Here is a 17,967-nt window from a genome sequence, read left to right as displayed (position 1 = left end):
GGGTGATCGCCCTTCTCCCGCAACCCCGCTACACCGCGGCAGGGTTCCGGGGGGAGTCGCATGAGGTTCGAACATCGCGCGGTGCCGATCGTGCTGGCGGCAGTGGTCGTCGACGTGATCGGCTTCGGCATCGTCATGCCGGTGCTGCCGGCGCTGATCACCCATATGGGGCATGTCGACCTGGCGCGGGCGACGCGGGTGTCGGGCTGGCTGCTCGCGGTGTTCGCCTTCACCCAATTTTTTGCCGGACCCGTGCTCGGACAGCTCGGCGACCGGTTCGGCCGACGGCCGGTGCTGATCGCGTCGATGGCGGCGTTCAGCCTCGACTATCTGCTGATGGCGGCGGCGCCGACGCTCGCCTGGCTGTTCGTCGGCCGCGCCATCGCCGGGATCGCCGGCGCCACCTATGGCCCGGCCGGCGCGGTGATCGCCGACACCACGCCGCCGGACAAGCGCGGCGCGACCTTCGGCCTGCTCGGCGCGGCGTTCGGCATCGGCTTCATCCTCGGCCCGGCGCTCGGCGGGATCGCCGCTGCGCTCGGCACGCGCGCGCCCTTCGTCGTCGCCGCCGCTCTGTCCGCGCTCAACGCGCTGGCGATGGCGGCACTGCTGCCCGAGACGCTGGATCGCGACACTCGCCGGCCGTTCCGGCTGCGCGATGCGCATGTCGTCGGCGCATTCAAACCCTTGTTCGCGGCGGGTAATGCGACGCCGCTGCTCGTCGCCTGGTTTCTGTGGCAATTGGGCGGCGCGGTCTATCCGGCGACCTGGGCGTTCTGGGCGGCGATCCGCTTCGGCTGGGACGCGACCGCGATCGGCTGGAGCCTCGCCTGAGTCGGGCTGCTCAGCGTCGTCGTGCAGGTCGGCCTGACGCAGCGGGTGCTGGCGCGCTTCGGCGAGCGCAACGCGGCGATCGTCGGCCTCGGCTGCGCGACGGTAACGTTGGTCGCCTATGCCTTCACCACCCACGGCTGGCAGGTCTATGCCTTCTTCCTGGTCGGCTGCCTCGGCGCCTTCGCTTATCCGGCGCTCAACGCGATCCTGTCGCGGATGGTCGATGCGACGCGGCAGGGCGCGCTGCAGGGCGGGATCGGCAGCATGAACGCCCTCGCCGCGATCCTCGGACCGCTGATCGCGGCGCAGAGCCTCGGCATCGGCGCAGGCCACGGTTTCGACGGCGCGGCCTTTCTGGTCGGCGCGGTCTTGATCGGCGGCGCGGCGGCGATCATCTGGGCAGGCACGCCGCGGATACCCCCCGCCCCCGCCGGCGAGGAGGCACAGCGATGATCGACCTGCACTATTGGCCGACGCCCAACGGGCACAAGATCACGATGATGCTGGAGGAATGCGGCCTCGATTATCGCATCGTGCCGGTCGACATCAGCAAGGGCGAGCAATTCGCCCCCGACTTCCTGACGATCGCGCCGAACAACCGCATGCCGGCGATCGTCGACACCGCGCCGGCGGACGGCGGCGACCCGGTGTCGGTGTTCGAATCGGGCGCCATCCTGCTTTATCTCGCCGAGAAGACGGGGCGGTTCGGCGGCGATACGCTGCGCGCCCGCGTCGCGGTGACGCAATGGCTGATGTGGCAGATGGGCGGGCTCGGCCCGATGCTCGGCCAGAACCACCATTTCAATCGCTACGCGCCCGAGAAGGTGCCCTATGCGATCGACCGCTACGTCCGCGAGACCGCGCGGCTGTACGGCGTGCTCGACCGCCAGCTGGCCGGGCGCGAGTTCATCGCCGGCGCCTATTCGATCGCCGACATGGCCTGCTATCCGTGGATCGTGCCGCATGCGCTGCAGCAGCAGGATCTGGCGGACTTTCCCAACGTCGCGCGCTGGTTCGCCGCGGTGACGGCGCGACCGGCGACCGTCGCCGCCTATGCCAGGGGCGCCGAGCTCAGCCGTCCGGATGCGCCGATCAGCGACGAGACGCGGCGCATCCTGTTCGGTCAGGGCAGCCGCTGACCGGCGGGCGGCGCGAAACGATGGTGGCATCGCGGTAGCGACGCGCCTAGCCTGGTGACGATGACCGCACTGAAGACGATCCTCGACACGCTCACCCCGCACGACGGCGGCTGGCACACCGACATCCCCGCCGACTGGCTGCAGGGACGAACCGCTTATGGCGGCCTGTCGGCGGCGCTGGCGTTGCATGCCGCGCAAGCGAGCGACAGCGACCTGCCGCCGCTGCGATCGGCGCTAATCGCCTTCGTCGGACCGCTGAGCGGCCGCGTCAGCGTCCGCGCCGAACGGCTGCGACGCGGGCGCAACGCCGCCTATGTGCAGGCGGACGTGATCGGCGAGGCGGGGCTGGGGCTGCGCGCGACCTTCGTATTCATGGCGCCGGTCGCGTCCACCGTCGACCATCGCATCGACCGCGGCAGCGCCGAGACACCACCTACGGCGGACGCCGCCGTCTACCGCGGCCATCCCGCGGTGACCTTCAGCCGCAACTTCGAGATGGTCGACGCCACCATTGCGCCCGGCGCCGGCTGGCGGCGCTGGGTACGGCTTGCCGAGCGCAACGGGCTGGACCCGGCGGTCGAGCTGACCGCGGTCGCCGACTGCCTGCCCCCCGCGGCGCTGCGGCTGATTGGCGGCCCCGCGCCGGTCAGTTCGATGACGTGGCAGCTCAACCTGCTCGGCCCGCCGGCGCCGACGCGCGACGGCTGGTGGCTGCTCGACAGCGACACCGACTATGCGCATCAGGGCAATTCGAGCCAGCGCATGACCGTCCGCAATGCCGAGGGCCTGGTCGTCGCCGAACAGATGCAAAGCGTCGCCCTGTTCGGCTGATCCGCCGCTACAAATTGCGACACTTGGCAGGGGCAACGACATACGATTGCGACATGGCACCGCCAGAAGGGCAAGGCTGAGGCGGGGATCGGCCCCGCCACCCGGAGACGTGATCCGATGCGATTGCCCCTGCTGACCCTTGCCCTCGCGGCGAGCGGCCTCGCCGCCGCCGCCCAGGCGCAGACCGCCACCCCGCCTGCCCCGCCGCCGCCCGGCAACCCGATGATGCGCGCCGACTCCAATCACGACGGCGTCATCACCCGAGACGAGGCCAAGGCCGAGGCGGGCGCGCGCTTCGACGCGATGGACGCCAATCACGACGGCACGCTGTTGCCCGAAGAACGCCAGGCCTATCGCGCGGCGATGCGGGCGCGGCGAATGGGCAATGCCCCGGCGGATGCCAAGGCGCCGCCGCCGCCCCCGGCGGGCGGCTATGCCGGCCGCGACGGCGACGTGTCGGTGACGCGCGCCGACTATGTCGCGCGCGCCGCGACGCGCTTCGACCGGATGGACGCCAATCACGACGGCAAGATCGACGCGACCGAAATGGCGCAGATGCGCTTTGGCGGCCGTCGCGGCGGCGGCAGCATGCCTGGCGGCGATACCCCGCCCCCGCCGCCGCCGTCCGACCAGTAACCACTGGACGATCAGCGTTGCACCGGCCGGGCCCGCGACCGTCGCGGTGCCCGGCCGGGTTGCAGGGATGGGCACAGTGACTATGGCCGACGAAATGGGAGACACGCCGCACCTGCTGCTCGTCGACGACGAGCGTTCGATCCGCGAGCCGCTGGCACAATATCTCACCCGCCAGGGCTTTCGCGTCACCCAGGCCGCCGACGCGGAAAGCGCGCGCACGCGCCTTGCCGCCTACGCCATCGATCTGGTCATCCTCGACATCATGATGCCGGGCGAGGACGGCCTGTCGCTGTGCCGCCATATCGCCGCGACCAGTGACACGCCGGTGATCCTGCTGACCGCCAAGGCGGAGGAGACCGACCGGATCGTCGGACTGGAAATGGGCGCCGACGATTATGTCGTGAAGCCCTTCTCGCCGCGCGAGCTGGCGACCCGCGTCAAGGTGGTGTTGCGCCGCCTGACCGCGGGCGGGGCACGTCAGCATGCGCCGGAAAGCGGCTCCTACGCCTTCGCCGGCTGGGTGCTGAAGACCGGCGAGCGCACGCTCGTCGACCGCGAGGGCGTGTCGGTGCCGCTGTCGACCGGCGAATACAATCTGCTGCTCGCGCTCGTCACCCGGCCGCGGCAGGTGCTGACCCGCGACCAGCTGCTCGACCTGACCCAGGGCCGCGAGGCGGCGGCGTTCGACCGCGCGGTCGACAATCAGGTCAGCCGCCTGCGCCGCAAGATCGAGGCGGACGCCAAGGCGCCGGAGATCATCAAGACGGTGTGGGGCGGCGGCTATACGCTGGCGGCGGAGGTGACGCGGCTGTGACGCGGCGGTGGCGCCCGCGCACGCTGGCCGGGCAGATCGCCCTGCTCGTCGCCATCGGCCTGTTCGTCGCGCAGGCGATCAACTTCGGCCTGCTGCTGCGCGAACGGCGCAATTTCCGGCTGGAGCAGACCACCGGCCCGGTCGTCGCCCGGCTGATCGACGCGACCGAGCGCGCCGCGCGCCCGCGCCCCGACCGAGACCGCGAGCAGCGCGGGCGGGTGCGGCGCTATCCCGCCAATCCGATCCCCGTCACCGCGCCGCGGCTCACCGAGGTCGAGGACGCGCTGCGGTCGACGCTGGCGGAGACCGGCATGCGGCCGGGGCGGATCGTCACCGGCCTGCTGCCGATCGATCCCGCCGACCCGCTGTTGCGCCGGATGCCGCCCAAGCGCGCCGAGCGGATCGTCGCCCGCGGCGCCGAGTTGCGGATCGCGGTCGAACAGCCGGGACGCGGCTGGTGGGTGTTGAGCACCTTCTGGCTGAGCGACGATCGCGATCTGGTCTGGCGGCTGGTCGGCGAGACGGCGGTACTCTATCTGCTCGTGCTGGTGCCGGTGCTGCTCGCCGGGCGGCGGCTGTCGCGCCCTTTGCGCGACCTGACCCGGGCGGCGGAGCGGTTCGGGCCTGGCGACGGCGCCGAGGAGGTGCCGGAAAGCGGGCCGGGCGACGTGCGTCAGCTGATCGCGGCGTTCAACGCGCTGCGGCTGCGCGTCACCGCGATGCTCGAGGAAAAGGACCGGATGCTGGGTGCGATCGGCCACGATCTGCGCACGCCGCTCGCCGCGCTGCGCGTCCGTATCGAATCGGTCGAGGACGAGGGCGACCGCACGCGCATGGCGGCGACGATCGAGGAGATGAACCGCACGCTCGACGACATCCTGTCGCTGGCGCGGATGGGCCGGCCGAGCGAGGCGCCGACCGAGGTCGACCTGGCGGCGCTGGTCGATGCCGTGGTCGAGGATTTCCGCGACCTCGGCCAAGACGTCGCCTTCGAGGAGGTCGAGCGGCTGCGCATGCGGCTGCGCCCGGCGCTGATGCGGCGCGCGGTGCGCAACCTGATCGAGAATGCGGTCAAATATGGCGGCGGCGCAGAGGTGCGGCTGGCCGTCGCGCCGCATGGCGTCGACATCGAGGTGGCGGATCGCGGACCCGGTATTCCGGAGGAGCGGCTGGAGGACGTGTTCGATCCGTTCACCCGCCTTGAAAGCTCGCGCAACCGCGACACCGGCGGCATCGGTCTCGGCCTGGCGCTGGCGCGCTCGATCGTGCGCGAGGCGGGCGGCGACATCCGGCTGCGCAATCGCGCGGGTGGCGGCCTGTGCGCGGTGATCGCGCTGCCCCGCGGTGCGCGGTCGATCGCACCCGTTTAGCGGCGCGATCGCACCCGTTACGGGTCCGTAATCGGCCGTTTACCGAAGCGGGCGGACATACGGGCATCCATGCTGCCCGAAGGTCCGATGAACCCCTTGCTGCCGCTCCGTCGCCTGATCCTCGGCGTGATCGCCATGCTGTGCGCCGCGATCGTCGCGTCGCCCGCCGCCGCCGCGGGCTGTACCGTCAGCACGTCGCTCGCGCCGGCGATCGGCCCCTATTCACCGGCGGCGATCAAAGCGGCGGCGGTGCCCGCGCAGAAGACGCGCGCCGGCCTGACCTGCGATACGTCGATCATCGTGCTGCTCGGCGGCAATTACATCCGCGGCACGCTGAACACGACCAACGGGCTGAAGCTGACGCGCAGCGGCGGCGGCACCATCGGCTATACGACCTCTGCCGACGCCAACGGCACCTACCCCTTCACGCCGGGCGTGCCGCTCGACTTCATGCAGAACAATCTGCTCAACGTGCTCGGCCTGCTCGGCGGCAGCACGGCCGACCTGCCGCTCTATCTGAAACTGACCGGTGGCACGACGCCGGTGGCGGGCACCTATACCGACCGGATCACGATCGACTGGAGCTGGTATATCTGCCCGGTCTATGCCGCGGGCGTGTGCACAGGCACACCGAATGCCGGCACCGGCCGCTCGACGATCGACGTGACGCTGACCGTCGCGGCGCAGAATGCGACCATGACGATGACGACCGTGACCAGCTGGGACCCGGTCAACGGCACCAGCAATCCGCGCGACCTGCCGGGGGCGCGACGCCGCGTGTCGGTGGCGATGAGCAATCCCGATATCGTGCCGCTCGACGCCGGTACGATCGGGCTGGTGCTGCCGACGCCGGCGCGGGCGGTGGTGGCCTTGGACGGCGACGGGACGTCGTCGACGACGGTGGTCGGGTTGACCGATGGCTCGCCCGCCTCCGGCGTCACGTTGCGCTATGGCGGGCCGGGCGACACCACCGACGACGTCGATTTCTCGTCCGACGGTGGCGCGACCTGGACCTATGTGCCGGTGGCGGGCAACATCGCCAGCGAGGCGGCGGTGACGCATGTCCGGCTGCGCCCGCGCGGCGCGATGGCGAAGCAATCCTCCTTCACCGTCTCGCTGCCCTATCTGCTGCGCTGAGCCTCAGTCCTCCAGGATCGCGCTGTGCCGGCGAGTGTCGCGCATCCGCCAATAGGTGATCAGCGACACGCCGATCATCGCCGTGACATACCAGTAGAAGGCGCGTTCCACGCCGGCCTGCTTCAGCCATAAAGCGACATATTCGGCCGTGCCGCCGAAGGCGGTATTGGCCAGGGCATAGGGAAGCGCGACGCCGAGCGCGCGGATATGGGCGGGGAACAGCTCCGCCTTCACCACCGCATTGATCGCGGTATAGCCGCTGACGATGACCAGAGCGATCATCACCAGCGCGAAGGCGGCGAAGGGGCTGTGGACACGCTCCAGGGCGGAGAAGATCGGGACGGTCGCAATGAGGCCGAGCACGCCGAAGCCGATCATCAGCGGCCGCCGGCCGATCCGGTCCGACAAGGCGCCCGCGACCGGCTGCAGCGCGGCATAGAGCGCCAGCGCGGCGGTCATGATCCAGGTCGCGGTCTCGCGCGAGAAGCCGGTCGTGTTGACCAGGAACTTCTGCATGTAGGTCGTATAGGCGTAGAAGGCGAGCGTGCCTCCGGCGGTGAGCAGGATCACCGTCGCCGCCTGACGCGGGTGGCGGCTGAACAACAGCCAGCCGCTCGACCGCGGCTGGTCGCGGGCGTTTTCGAACGCCTGCGTCTCGGCGAGGCCGCGGCGGATGCGGAAGACAAGGATGGCGAGCAGCCCGCCGAGCGCGAACGGGATCCGCCATCCCCAGGATTCCAGCTGCGCCTCGCTCAGCACCGCCTGCAGCAGCAACAGGGTGAACAGCGCGAGCAATTGCCCGGCGATCAGCGTGACATATTGGAAGGAGGAGAAGAAGCCTCGCCGCTCGCGCCCCGCCATCTCCGACAGATAGACCGCGCTGGCGCCATATTCGCCACCGACGCTCAATCCCTGCATCAGTCGGGCGACGACGAGCAGCGCCGGCGCGCCCCAGCGAATCGATTCGCAGGATGGCGACACCGCGATCAGGAAGGCGCCGGCGCACATCAGCACCACCGACAGCGTCAGCCCCGCCTTGCGGCCGTAGCGGTCGGCGTAGATGCCCATGATCCACGCGCCGACCGGCCGCATCACGAAACCCACCGCGAAGATCGCGGCGGTGTTGAGCAATTGCGCGGTGGGATTGCCCTTCGGGAAGAAATGCGGCGCGAAATAGAGGCCGAAGGCGGAATAGACATACCAGTCGAACCATTCGACGAGGTTGCCGGCCGAGCCGCCGAGGATCGAACGAAGACGATGGTTGGGGGTGGCCGGTGCGGTCATCGCGCCAGCATAGCCATGCTGGCCGGGGCGTCACCCCCGGCCGGCGATCAGAAGGGCGTCATCGAATAGGGCCGCGCCGTCTTGGCACTACCCCAGCTCCGGTTCGGCGTCGCCTGCATGGTGAAGCGCAATTCGCCGCCCGCCATGATCTGCTCGTGCGTGATGTAGCTGTGCGTCAGCGGCGTGCCGTCGAGCGTGACCTGGCCGACATAGCGGTTGGCGTCGCTCAGTCCGTCGGCGCGGATCGTGAACGTGCGGCCATTGGGCAGCGTCAGCACCGCACGGCGGACGAAGGGCCGGCCGATGACATATTGGTTGGTGCCCGGCGTCACCGGATAGAAGCCGAGCGCGGTGAACACCAGCCAGGCGGACATCTGGCCGAGGTCGTCGTTGCCCGACAGGCCGTCGGGGGTCGGCTTGTATTGGCTGGCGACGATCTGGGCGAGCCGCTCCTGCGTCCGCCACGGCTGGCCCGCGAGGACGTAGAGATAGGCGACGTGGTGGCTCGGCTCGTTGCCGTGGATATACTGGCCGATCAGCCCGGCGATGTCCTCGGCATGGCTGTAGTCGAGCTTGCTGTTGTCATAGTCGAACATCGCATCGAGCTTGGCGACCACCTTGCGGTCGCCGCCGAGCAGGCGGAACAGCCCGCCCTGATCCTGGGGCATGAACCAGCTGTACTGCCAGGCATTGCCCTCGGTGTAATCAGAGCCATAGTTGATCGCGGTCGGGTCGAAGGGAGTCCGGAAACTGCCGTCGCTCTTGCGGGCGCGCAGGAAGCCGGTCTTGGCGTCGAAGCTGTTGCGCCAGTTGCCGGCCCGCTTCTCGAACGTGGCGGCAACGTCGTTGCGGCCCATGGCGCGGGCCATGCGGGCGATGGTCCAGTCGTCATAGGCATATTCGACCGTCTTCGACGCGGCCTCCGGCTCCCTGTCGATCGGCACATAGCCGCGCTTCATATACTCGCCGAGGCCGCCGTAGGGCGCGTAGGTGGCGCTGGCGACCATCGCGTCGAGGGCCGCCTTGGCGTCGAAGCCGCCGATGCCCTTCAGATAGGCGTCGGCGATCACCGGCACGGCGTGGTAGCCGATCATCGTCCAAGTCTCGCGCCCGGCGAACTGCCAGACCGGCAGGATGCCGTCGGGGCTGTAGCGGCGGCTGTCGATCAGCGAGCGGACCACGTCGGTGGTGGTCTGCGCCGGCTGGATCAGCGTCAGCAGCGGATGTTCCGCCCGGAACGTGTCCCACAGCGAGAAGGTCGAGCGGACGGTGTAACCGTTGGCGCGATGCACCTGGTCGTCGGGCCCGCGGAAGCGGCCGTCGGCATCGCTCCACACGCTAGGGGCGAGCAGGCTGTGATAGAGGGCGGTGTAGACGCTGGTGCGGATCGGCGCATCGGCATCGATCTGCACCGCGCCGAGCGCCGTGGCCCATGCCGCCCTCGTCTTGGCGAGGACGGCGTCGAAGTCGCCGGGTTCGGCATCGAGATTGGCGACCGCCCCGTCCTCGTCGACGCCGGACAGGGCAACGCGCACCTCCAGCGTCTGCAGCTTGCCGAAGTCGAGCCGCGCCTCCAGTTGCCGGCCGAGCTTCTCGGCCAGCGCGTCGCTGCCGCGGCCGGGACCGGCGAAGCCCTTGTAGGGGACGTTGGCGTCGCGATCGACGAAGGCGTGATCTCTGAGCGGCGCGGAAAAGCGCATCGCGAAGAACAATTTGCGCCCCGGCGCCCAGCCGCGAGTCTCGCGGAAGCCGGTCAGCGTGCCGTCGGGACGGAGGTGCAGGCCCGACCACAGGATCTTGCCCGGATAATTGTACAGCGACGTGCGCAGGTCGAGGACCAGATGCGCATTCTGTCCGCCGAAGCGATAGCGATGCACGCCGACGCGGGTGCCTGCGGTCAGCTCGGCGCGAATATCTCGGTCATCCAGCGTCACCGCATAATAGCCCGGCGTCGCGCTCTCGCGCACATGGCTGAAGCGCGAACGGTAGCCGGACAGCGGCACCTTGGGATCGCCGGGATCCATCGGCACCGCGTCGCCGGCGACCGGCATCACCAGCACGTCGCCGAGATCGGAATGGCCGGCGCCGGAGAAATGCGTGTGGCTGAACCCCTGGATCGTCGGGTCCTCGTAGCGATAGCCGGCCGCATGGCCGTAGCATTGCCGGATTTCGCAGCCCGTGTCCGTGTCCGGGCTGAGCTGCACCATGCCGAACGGCGCGGTGGCGCCGGGAAAGGTATGCCCCTCCCCGCCCGTGCCGATGAACGGGTCCGCGGTGGGCGGCGCGATCTGGGCGCCGAGCGGTGCAGCGATCAAGGCGGCGGAAGCTAAGAGGAAGCGCATCAAGGGGTTAGAGCATTTCACCCGGCGCGAGGAAAGGCCCCGGCGGATCGGTAACGCCGCGATGCGGGCGGCTCGGGGCGCGGAAACCTTCCAGCCGACCGGTTCTACAGCCCCTTCCAGGCCGCCCAGTCACAATAGAGATAGTCGGGTTCGAATTCGGCGACGGCGGCGAGCCGTTTTTGGTCGAGTATCGTGACCTCGCCCGAGCGGAAGTTCATCAGCCCGTCCTCGCGTAGCGTCCGCAAGGTCCGGTTGACGTGGACGCCGGTCAGCCCGCAGGCCTCCGCCAATTCTGGCTGGGTCAGGGCCAGTGTGAAGCGGCCGTCATGGGCCAGGCCGACGGCTTCCATCCGCGCGTTTAGCTCGCAGAAGAAATGCGCCAACCGCCCCTCTGCGCCGAGCCGGCCGAGCCGGAAGATCCATTCGCGATGCATCGCGGCATCGATCAGCGTCGCGAACCACAGGAAACGACCGAGCCGCGGATGCTCCTCGGTGATCCGGGTTAGCTGATCGTGTTCGAAGATCGCGACGCGGACCGGGCCGAGCGTCGCGATGTCATGGTCGAGCCGGCCGGTCGGAAAGCCGTGCAGGTCGACGAAGTCGCCCGGCACGTGGACGGACACGATCTGTCGATAGCCTTCGCGATCGTCCATGTAGCGGCTGACGAACCCGTCGACCAGGAACATGCTGTGATGGATCGGCTGGCCGCGGCGGACGAGCTGATGCCGGCCGGGGTAGGTCTTCACCTCCGACGCCGCATCTTCCAGCACGCGCCGCTCCTCCGCCGACATCCGCGCCCGGCCGCGCCGCAGCAGGAAACGGCCGGTCAGCGGATGGGTGGCGAGATCGTCTTCCGGATCATCCCTCATGCGCGGCTCAACCGGTGCGCGCGCGTAACGTTCCCCGGCTCATTCGGCGGCGCATGACAAGACGGCCGGCTCGCCCGGCGCGGCGAGTTCGTCGGCGAACCAGGCGCAGGTGCGCGACAGCCCCTCGGCGAGCCCGACGCGGGGCTGCCAGCCGAGCACCGCCTGCGCACGGCCGATGTCCGGGCGGCGGCGCCGCGGGTCGTCGATGGGCAGCGGCAGGCGCGTGACCGGCGCCTGTGCCCCGGTGATCGCGCGCACCTGGTCGAGCAGTTCGCTGATCGTCAGCTCGTTCGGATTGCCGAGGTTGATCGGCTCCAGCCCGTCGATCTCGCTGTCCATCAGCGCAATGAGACCGGCGACCAGATCGGAGACGTAGCAGAAGCTGCGCGTCTGCGAGCCGTCGCCGTAGATGGTGATCGGCTCGCCCGACAGCGCCTGGCAGATCAAATTGGAGACGACGCGGCCGTCGTCGGGGTTCATGTTAGGACCGTAGGTGTTGAAGATGCGCGCGACGCGCACCTCCGCCCGGCGCAGGCGCGCGAAATCGAAGGACAGGGCCTCCGCCGCGCGCTTGCCCTCGTCGTAACAGGCGCGCGGGCCGGTGCAGTTGACGGAGCCGCGATAATCCTCGCGCTGCGGATGATGTTCGGGGTCGCCATAGACCTCGCTGGTCGAGGTGAGCAGGAAGCGGGCGCCCTGCGTCTCGGCGAGCCGCAGCAGCCGGTCGGTGCCGACGACGCTGGTCAGCATCGTATGCTCCGGATCGGCCTGATATTGCGGCGGCGAGGCGGCGCAGGCGAGATTGTAGATGCGGTCGAACCGCTGGCCGGTGACGTGGTCGGGCAGCGGATCGATCACGTCCGCCTCGACGAAGCTGAAGTTCGGATGCCCCTGCAGATCGCGGAGATTGGATGGCCGGGCGGTCTGCAGATTGTCGAGGCAGACGACCTGCTCGCCGCGATCGAGCAAGGCGCGGCACAGATGCGAGCCGATGAAGCCCGCACCGCCGGCGACGAGCGAGCGGATGGTCCGGTGGGTCATGCTCATTCCCCGGCCAGCGTCGGTCAGATGGCGTTCGAGTTCGGCGGCGCGGGTGTCGGCACCGTGGGCGGCGAGCACGTGCACGCGGGCGGCGCGACCCATGGCGCGGGCGTCGCGGTCGAGCGCGGCGATCACCTCGGCGGTGGTGTCCGCCAGGATGATCTCGCGATCGGGGGCGAACAGCTGGTCCAGACCGTCCCAGCGGTCGGAGATGATCGGCGTCCCGCAGGCCGCCGCCTCGAACAGCCGGACCGAGGGCGACCAGCCGGCGGCGATCATGTCGGCACGGGTGACGTTGAGCGTGAAGCGGCTGGCCGAATAGAAGGCCGCATGGTCCACCGGTGGCAGATGCTCGATCCGTTCGACATTGGCCGGCCAGTCGATCGCGGCCGGATATTGCGGGCCGGCGATCGCGAAGCGCCGCTCCGGGCGGGCGCGCGCGACGTCGATGAGCAGCCGGGTCAGCGTCGGCTGGCGGTCGTCGCTATAGGTGCCGAGATAGCTGAGATCCCAGCGCACCGGCACGTCGAGCGGGCGATAGGCGTCGGTGTCGACCGAGCAATAGAGCGCCCTTGCCATCGGGCTGCCGAAGTCGCGCTCCAGTCGGCGCAGCGTCGGGCCGCCGGTGAAGGACAGATAGAGATCGAAATCGGGGATCACCGCCGGCGACAGATATTCGAAGTCGCCGCGGCCGAGCTTGGCGAGCGTGACCGGCGTATCGATGTCGTAGAAAGCGGTCACGCCGCGCGCGACCCGCTGGACATGGTGGGCGACCGCGACACCCTCCGGCACGTAGGAGCCGACGATCACCGCATCGGCACCGGCGATCTCCGTATCGAAGCGCGAGAGATCGGCGACACTGTCATAATAGGCCAGACGGCAGAAGCCGGGGTCCGGCAGGTCGCGATGCTCGCCGGCATACCAGGGCATTTCCCGCTCGAGAAACAGCACGTCGTGACCGCGCGCGGCGAAGGCGCGGAGCAGCGCGCGATAGGTGGTGGCATGGCCGTTGCCCCAGGACGAGGCGAGGCTGAGGCCGAGGACGACGAGCTTCATGCCGCCACCGCCAGTTGCAGCCGGCGGAGCAACGCGTCGACCTCCGCCCCGCGCAGATCGTAGGTATGGTCGCGCAACACCCGGGCGAGCGCCGCTTGGCCGATCGCCGCCGCCCGCTCCGGCGTCAGGGTGGCGAGATGCTCCGCGACGTCCTGGCCGTCGCGGGCGACCAGCACCTCCGAGTCGGGTTGCAGGAACTGTTCGATACCCTCCCACGCATCGGTGATCAGACAGGCGGCGGCGCCCGCCGCCTCGAACACGCGGGTTGCCGGCGAGAAGCCGACATGCGCCATGCTGTCGCGCGCGACGTTGAGCACCGCACGCGGGGTGCAATTGAAGGCGTTGTGCTCGGCGGTGTAGACATGGCCGCGATGACGGACGTTGCCGGGCATCGCCTTGCTCTCCCAGCCGTTGCCGCCGATCAGAAATTCTTGTTCCGGCAGCAGCGCCGCCGGTTTGAGGAAGAATTCCTCCACCCGCGATTCCCGATCCGGCAGGCGGTTGCCGAGGAAGGCGAGATCGCAGGCGAAGCGTTCGTCGCGCGGCACCGGATGGTGCGTCTCCGGATCGAGCGCGTTGTAGACCGGCACGCATTGCGCCGCGCCGAAGCCGCGATAGGCATCGACCACCGGCGGGCCGCCGCCATAGGTCAGCACCATGTCGAGGTCGGGCAGCGCCCGCCGTACCGGATGGCTGGCGTCGGCGCGCATCTCGTCCAGCGTCGCGGCGGCGTCGACGTCCCAGAAGATCCTGATCGCATCGGCACGGGCATGGCGGACGATGCCTTCGAGCAACTCGGCGTCGAAGACGCCGACGCCATTCGCCTTGACCACGACGTCGGCGGTGGCCGCCTCGACCAGCACGGCATTCAGGGCGTCGACCGTCGCCGGGTAGACGACCGACTTCGCATAGGGCGGCGCCTCGATGTCGCGATGCTGCTGCCGGTCGAAGGCATCGGGCTCGTAGAAGGTGATGTCGTGGCCGCGTGCGTGCAGCGCCTTGAGGATGCCGCGATAGTAAGTCGCGGCGCCATTCCAGTAAGAGGAAACGAGGCTGGAGCCGTAGAAGGCGATTTTCATGCGGCGTCCTTCGCGGGAATGTCATGGAGGCGGTCGACGATCGCGAACAGCTCGTCGACGCGATGCGCACAGGTATGACGGGCGCGGATCGTCGCGAGCCCGGCGGCGACGAGCGCGGCGCGGCGGTCCGGATCGTCACGGATCACGCGCAGCGCGCTGGCCATGTCCTCGCCCGAGCGGACCATCAGGAAATCCTCGCCGACGCGGAACAGCCCTTCGCTATCGTCCCACGGCGCGGAGACGAGCGGAATGCCGCAGGCGAGCGCCTCGAAGACGCGGATCGTTGGAATGCCGGGCAGGATCGTCGCATAATAGCGGCGCGGCACGTGAACGGTCGCCAGCGCCCGCGCGAACAGCGACGGCGCCGCCGCATTGGGCGCCCAGCCGTGATAGCGCGCGCCATATCGGGCCAGCGTCGCCTTGGCCTCCGCCGGATAGCGGACGCCATAGATGTCGAGCCCCAGTCCCGCGGCGCCGGCGGGCTCGAACAGGAAGCGCTCCAGCTCCTCCGTACGCTCGCCGTCGCCCCAATTGCCGACCCAGACCAGCCCTTCGCGCGGCCCCTCGACGGCGGGCGGGTGGAAGCGACGGATGTCGGCGGCCTCGTGCCACGTCCAGACACGCGCCCCCCAGCCCCATTGCCGATAGACGGCGCTCAGCGTCTCGCCAAAGGCCAGCACGCCGTCATAGCCCGACAAATCGTAGGCGCGCATCTGGTCGGGCTCGCTGACGGCGCGATGGTGCGTGTCGTGGAACAGCAGGGCCCAGCGTGCGCCGCGCTTGCGCAGGCGGCCGAGATCGGCGACCAGCTGGTGCGCGTTCCATTCGTGGACGAGGACGAGGTCGGCCCCGTCGACCATCTCTTCAACGTCGGCGCCATCCGTATAGCCGACCGAGCCGAGCTCCGGATAGGCGGCGCGATAGGCGGCGAGCCCTTCGGCGCCATGGTCGGCATAGAGGTTGGTCAGGCTCCAGTTGTTCTCCGGGGCAAAGACGCGCACGTCGTGGCCGCGCGCGATCAGCTCGCTGAGCACGCCGCGCAGGAAGTGGGCGTTGCCGTGGTTCCAGCAGGAGGCGAGACTATGGGTGAAATAGACGATCCTCATGCGGCGACCTTGCTGGCGGGGGGACGCGCGGAGAGCACCTCGCGGTAGAGCGCGAGCATCGCTGCCGCGCTGGCGGCGGGGGTGTAGCGGCCGGCGCGGCTGCGGGCGGCTTCACCCAGAGCGTGGCGGCGGGAGGGATCGAGGATCAGCCCCTCGATCGCGCTGCACCAGCCGTCCTCGCCGATCGGGACGAACAGCGCCGCACCGTCCCACAATTCGCGGAAGGTCGGATTGTCGGCGAGGACCAGGGCGCAACCCGCCTGCGCCGCCTCCAGCACCGCTAGGCCGAACGGCTCGAAACTGGCAGCGGAAACGAAGACCGGGCGCTTGGCGAGATGGCCGGCGATCTGGTCGGCGGACAGCTGGCCAAGTTCGCGCAGATGCGTCAGCCGGATCGTCTCGCCATGCGGTCCGCGCGCTGCACCGGCGGCGAGGAAGGGGATCGGCAGCCGCGCCGCGGCCCGGTCGAGCAGGGCCGCATTCTTGACGCCGTCCCACAGCCGCCCGACCGTCAGCGCGACGTCCGCGATCGGCTCGGCCGGGTCGAAGGCACGCAGGGGGGTGCGGCCGTTGTGGATCGCCTGCGGGGCCTCGGCAAGGCCATAGTGGCGGCGCACGATCGCCGCATAAGCGGTACTGGGAGCGACGACGCGGTCGACGTTGCGCAATGCCGCAGCGGTCAGCGCGCTGTGCCAGCGATAGTCCCGCGCCAGTGGCGTGCCGGGGCGGGCGGCTTCCCACCAGGTGGCGACGCAGCCGTGGGTGACGGCGATGGTCGGCACCGGCATCGGCCCGGCGGCGGCGAGCGTCGGCATGTTGAGCTGGATCAGATCGACCGACAATTCGGACGCGAGTTCGGCGATCGCTTTGCCCGCGGCCAGGACGGGCGCAGCATCCGCGCACAGCCAGTCGAGCGGCAGGTCGGTCTCGATCAGGGTGCAGGACGGGGTGGCGGCGAACATCACGCGTTGGTCCGCACTCGGCGGCGGACCGACGCTGGCAACGACGACCTCGACACCGGCGGCACGCAGGCCGCGCGCCAGCTCGACGCTATATTCCCAGACTCCGCCGACGGCATCGGTGGTGACGAGGACCTTCATTCCGCCGCCAGTTCGGGTGCGCGCGCGCCGATCGGATGGTTGAGCCCGCGCTCCACCGCCAGCCAGCGGGCGAGATTGGCGACGCCCTCGCGCCACGGCAGCTTCGCCGACAGGCCGAGTGCGGCATCGGCGGCGCGGGTGTCGGCGACGAAGTAACGCTGGTCGCCCGCCCGCCAGTCGGCGAAGGAGACGTCGATCTCGCGCCCGATCAGATCGCCGATATGGGCGAGCAACGTCCTTAGCGAGATGGCGTTGGCCGGCCCGCCGCCGAGGTTGAAGGCGCGCCCGCACACCGCATCGATGCGGCGCCAGGCGTTCAGATACGCCTCCACCGCGTTCGACACGTCGAGGATGTCGCGGACCTGGCAGCCGTCGCCATAGAGCGTGATCGGCTGGCCTTCGAGCGCGCGGATCAGGAAATGGGCGACCCAGCCCTGATCCTCGGTGCCCATCTGCCGCTGGCCGTAGATGCAGCTCATCCGCAGCACCGCGGCGGGAATGCCGTAGCTGCGCGCGTAATCGAGGACATATTGGTCGGCGGCGCCCTTCGACACGCCATAAGGGGTGTGGAAGTCGAGCGGGCGCCCCTCCCCGATGCCATGTGCGCGCACTGCCGCGTCGACCGGGACATAGGTGTCGCCGTCGCGCGCGAAGTCGAGGTCGGCGAGATCGCCATAGACCTTGTTGGTCGAGGCGAAGACCAACGGCGTCGGCGTGCCCTTCCGGCGCAGCGCCTCGAGCAGGTTGAAGGTGCCGAGGACGTTGATCTCCAGATCGTCGCGCGGATCGTCGAGGCTGGTGGTCACCGCGACCTGCGCCGCCATGTGGAACACCGCCTGCGCCTCCGCCACCGCCCCGGCGAGCGTGTCGGCGTCGCGGATGTCGGCACGGATGGCGGTGATCCGCGCGCCGTGGCGGTCCTGCAGCCAGGCGAGGTTGCGCTCGACGCCCGGTCGCGACAGCCGGTCGTAGATCAGCACGTCATGGCCTTCGCTCGCGAGACGGTCGGCGATGTTGCTGCCGATGAAGCCCGCGCCACCGGTGACGAGGACGGGGGCGCCGGTCATGCTTGCCCGCCTTCTTGTCCGTCATTCCCGCGAAGGCGGGAATCTTGAGACGCTGCCGTTGCGCCACGTGCGGAAACCTGCGCGCCTGGATCCCCGCCTCCGCGGGGAAGACGGACAATGGAAAAGCACACGGCTGCCCTCCCCTCGTCATCCCGGCGGAAGCCGGGACCCATGGATACGCAACAACCGTGGTGGCGCGATCCATCGGCGGCACCGTGTCCATGGGTCCCGGCGTGCGCCGGGATGACGGATGAGGTAAAGG

Annotated in this window: 16 protein-coding genes and 1 pseudogene; 8 read left to right on the top strand and 9 right to left on the bottom strand. The window is 69.7% G+C overall.

Features of this window, described 5'->3' with window-relative positions; genetic code table 11:
• Positions 1–60 precede the first annotated feature (60 nt).
• The 8 genes from D9601_RS19755 (at position 61) to D9601_RS04595 (ending at position 6,761) form a co-directional block, all read left to right on the top strand.
• Positions 61–834 carry an MFS transporter gene (locus D9601_RS19755; protein WP_232473813.1) on the top strand — a complete coding sequence of 258 codons (774 nt, stop codon included), beginning with the start codon at positions 61–63 and terminating at the stop codon, positions 832–834.
• A gap of 21 nt (positions 835–855) precedes the next feature.
• Positions 856–1,287 (top strand): MFS transporter, encoded by a 432-nt coding sequence (locus tag D9601_RS19750; protein WP_332837895.1) that lies wholly within the window; start codon positions 856–858, stop codon positions 1,285–1,287.
• The gene (locus tag D9601_RS04620; RefSeq protein WP_198352712.1) at positions 1,284–1,973 is read left to right on the top strand and encodes a glutathione S-transferase N-terminal domain-containing protein; all 690 of its coding nucleotides are present in this window, start codon (positions 1,284–1,286) and stop codon (positions 1,971–1,973) included. Before D9601_RS19750 ends, D9601_RS04620 begins: the two co-directional genes overlap by 4 nt.
• 60 nt (positions 1,974–2,033) lie before the next feature.
• The gene (locus D9601_RS04615) at positions 2,034–2,804 is read left to right on the top strand and encodes a thioesterase family protein (protein ID WP_198352711.1); all 771 of its coding nucleotides are present in this window, start codon (positions 2,034–2,036) and stop codon (positions 2,802–2,804) included.
• Between the two features lie 117 nt (positions 2,805–2,921).
• The gene (locus tag D9601_RS04610; protein WP_198352710.1) at positions 2,922–3,440 is read left to right on the top strand and encodes a hypothetical protein; all 519 of its coding nucleotides are present in this window, start codon (positions 2,922–2,924) and stop codon (positions 3,438–3,440) included.
• A gap of 94 nt (positions 3,441–3,534) precedes the next feature.
• The gene (locus D9601_RS04605) at positions 3,535–4,254 is read left to right on the top strand and encodes a response regulator (RefSeq protein ID WP_198353382.1); all 720 of its coding nucleotides are present in this window, start codon (positions 3,535–3,537) and stop codon (positions 4,252–4,254) included.
• Positions 4,251–5,624, top strand: a complete 1,374-nt coding sequence (locus tag D9601_RS04600; RefSeq protein ID WP_332837894.1) for a sensor histidine kinase — start codon at positions 4,251–4,253, stop codon at positions 5,622–5,624. Before D9601_RS04605 ends, D9601_RS04600 begins: the two co-directional genes overlap by 4 nt.
• 69 nt (positions 5,625–5,693) lie before the next feature.
• A complete protein-coding gene (locus D9601_RS04595; protein WP_198352709.1) occupies positions 5,694–6,761 on the top strand; it encodes a spore coat protein U domain-containing protein in 1,068 nt (355 codons plus the stop codon).
• Positions 6,762–6,764: 3 nt separating this feature from the next.
• Here D9601_RS04595 and D9601_RS04590 read toward each other — a convergent pair whose 3' ends face one another.
• The 9 genes and pseudogenes from D9601_RS04590 to D9601_RS04550 form a co-directional block, all read right to left on the bottom strand.
• Positions 6,765–8,045, bottom strand: coding sequence for an MFS transporter (locus D9601_RS04590; protein ID WP_198352708.1), 1,281 nt, complete (start codon positions 8,043–8,045; stop codon positions 6,765–6,767).
• Positions 8,046–8,092: 47 nt separating this feature from the next.
• Positions 8,093–10,387 (bottom strand): GH92 family glycosyl hydrolase, encoded by a 2,295-nt coding sequence (locus D9601_RS04585; protein WP_198352707.1) that lies wholly within the window; start codon positions 10,385–10,387, stop codon positions 8,093–8,095.
• Positions 10,388–10,491: 104 nt separating this feature from the next.
• On the bottom strand, positions 10,492–11,256 hold the full coding sequence (locus D9601_RS04580; protein WP_198352706.1) for a Crp/Fnr family transcriptional regulator: 765 nt from the start codon (positions 11,254–11,256) through the stop codon (positions 10,492–10,494).
• Positions 11,257–11,295: 39 nt separating this feature from the next.
• Positions 11,296–12,297, bottom strand: a complete 1,002-nt coding sequence (locus D9601_RS20190; protein ID WP_198353380.1) for a UDP-glucuronic acid decarboxylase family protein — start codon at positions 12,295–12,297, stop codon at positions 11,296–11,298.
• Positions 12,298–12,342: 45 nt separating this feature from the next.
• Positions 12,343–12,876 (bottom strand): annotated as a pseudogene (locus D9601_RS20185) (CgeB family protein); the annotation flags it as partial.
• Positions 12,877–13,349: 473 nt separating this feature from the next.
• Positions 13,350–14,432 carry a CgeB family protein gene (locus D9601_RS04565; RefSeq protein WP_198352705.1) on the bottom strand — a complete coding sequence of 361 codons (1,083 nt, stop codon included), beginning with the start codon at positions 14,430–14,432 and terminating at the stop codon, positions 13,350–13,352.
• Entirely contained in the window at positions 14,429–15,538 is a 1,110-nt protein-coding gene (locus tag D9601_RS04560) for a CgeB family protein (RefSeq protein ID WP_198352704.1), read from the bottom strand. Before D9601_RS04560 ends, D9601_RS04565 begins: the two co-directional genes overlap by 4 nt.
• Positions 15,535–16,638, bottom strand: coding sequence for a glycosyltransferase family 4 protein (locus tag D9601_RS04555; RefSeq protein ID WP_198352703.1), 1,104 nt, complete (start codon positions 16,636–16,638; stop codon positions 15,535–15,537). Before D9601_RS04555 ends, D9601_RS04560 begins: the two co-directional genes overlap by 4 nt.
• Positions 16,635–17,705: an SDR family NAD(P)-dependent oxidoreductase gene (locus tag D9601_RS04550; protein ID WP_198352702.1), complete on the bottom strand. Its 1,071-nt coding sequence runs from the start codon at positions 17,703–17,705 to the stop codon at positions 16,635–16,637. The genes D9601_RS04555 and D9601_RS04550 overlap by 4 nt, the downstream gene beginning before the upstream one ends.
• Between the last annotated feature and the right edge of the window lie 262 nt (positions 17,706–17,967).

It is taken from the genome of Sphingomonas sp. MA1305 (genome assembly GCF_016107325.1).
GTDB lineage: Bacteria > Pseudomonadota > Alphaproteobacteria > Sphingomonadales > Sphingomonadaceae > Sphingomonas.
The sequence above is the reverse complement of the archived record's forward strand: the minus strand, read 5'-3'. Positions and strand labels throughout refer to the sequence as shown.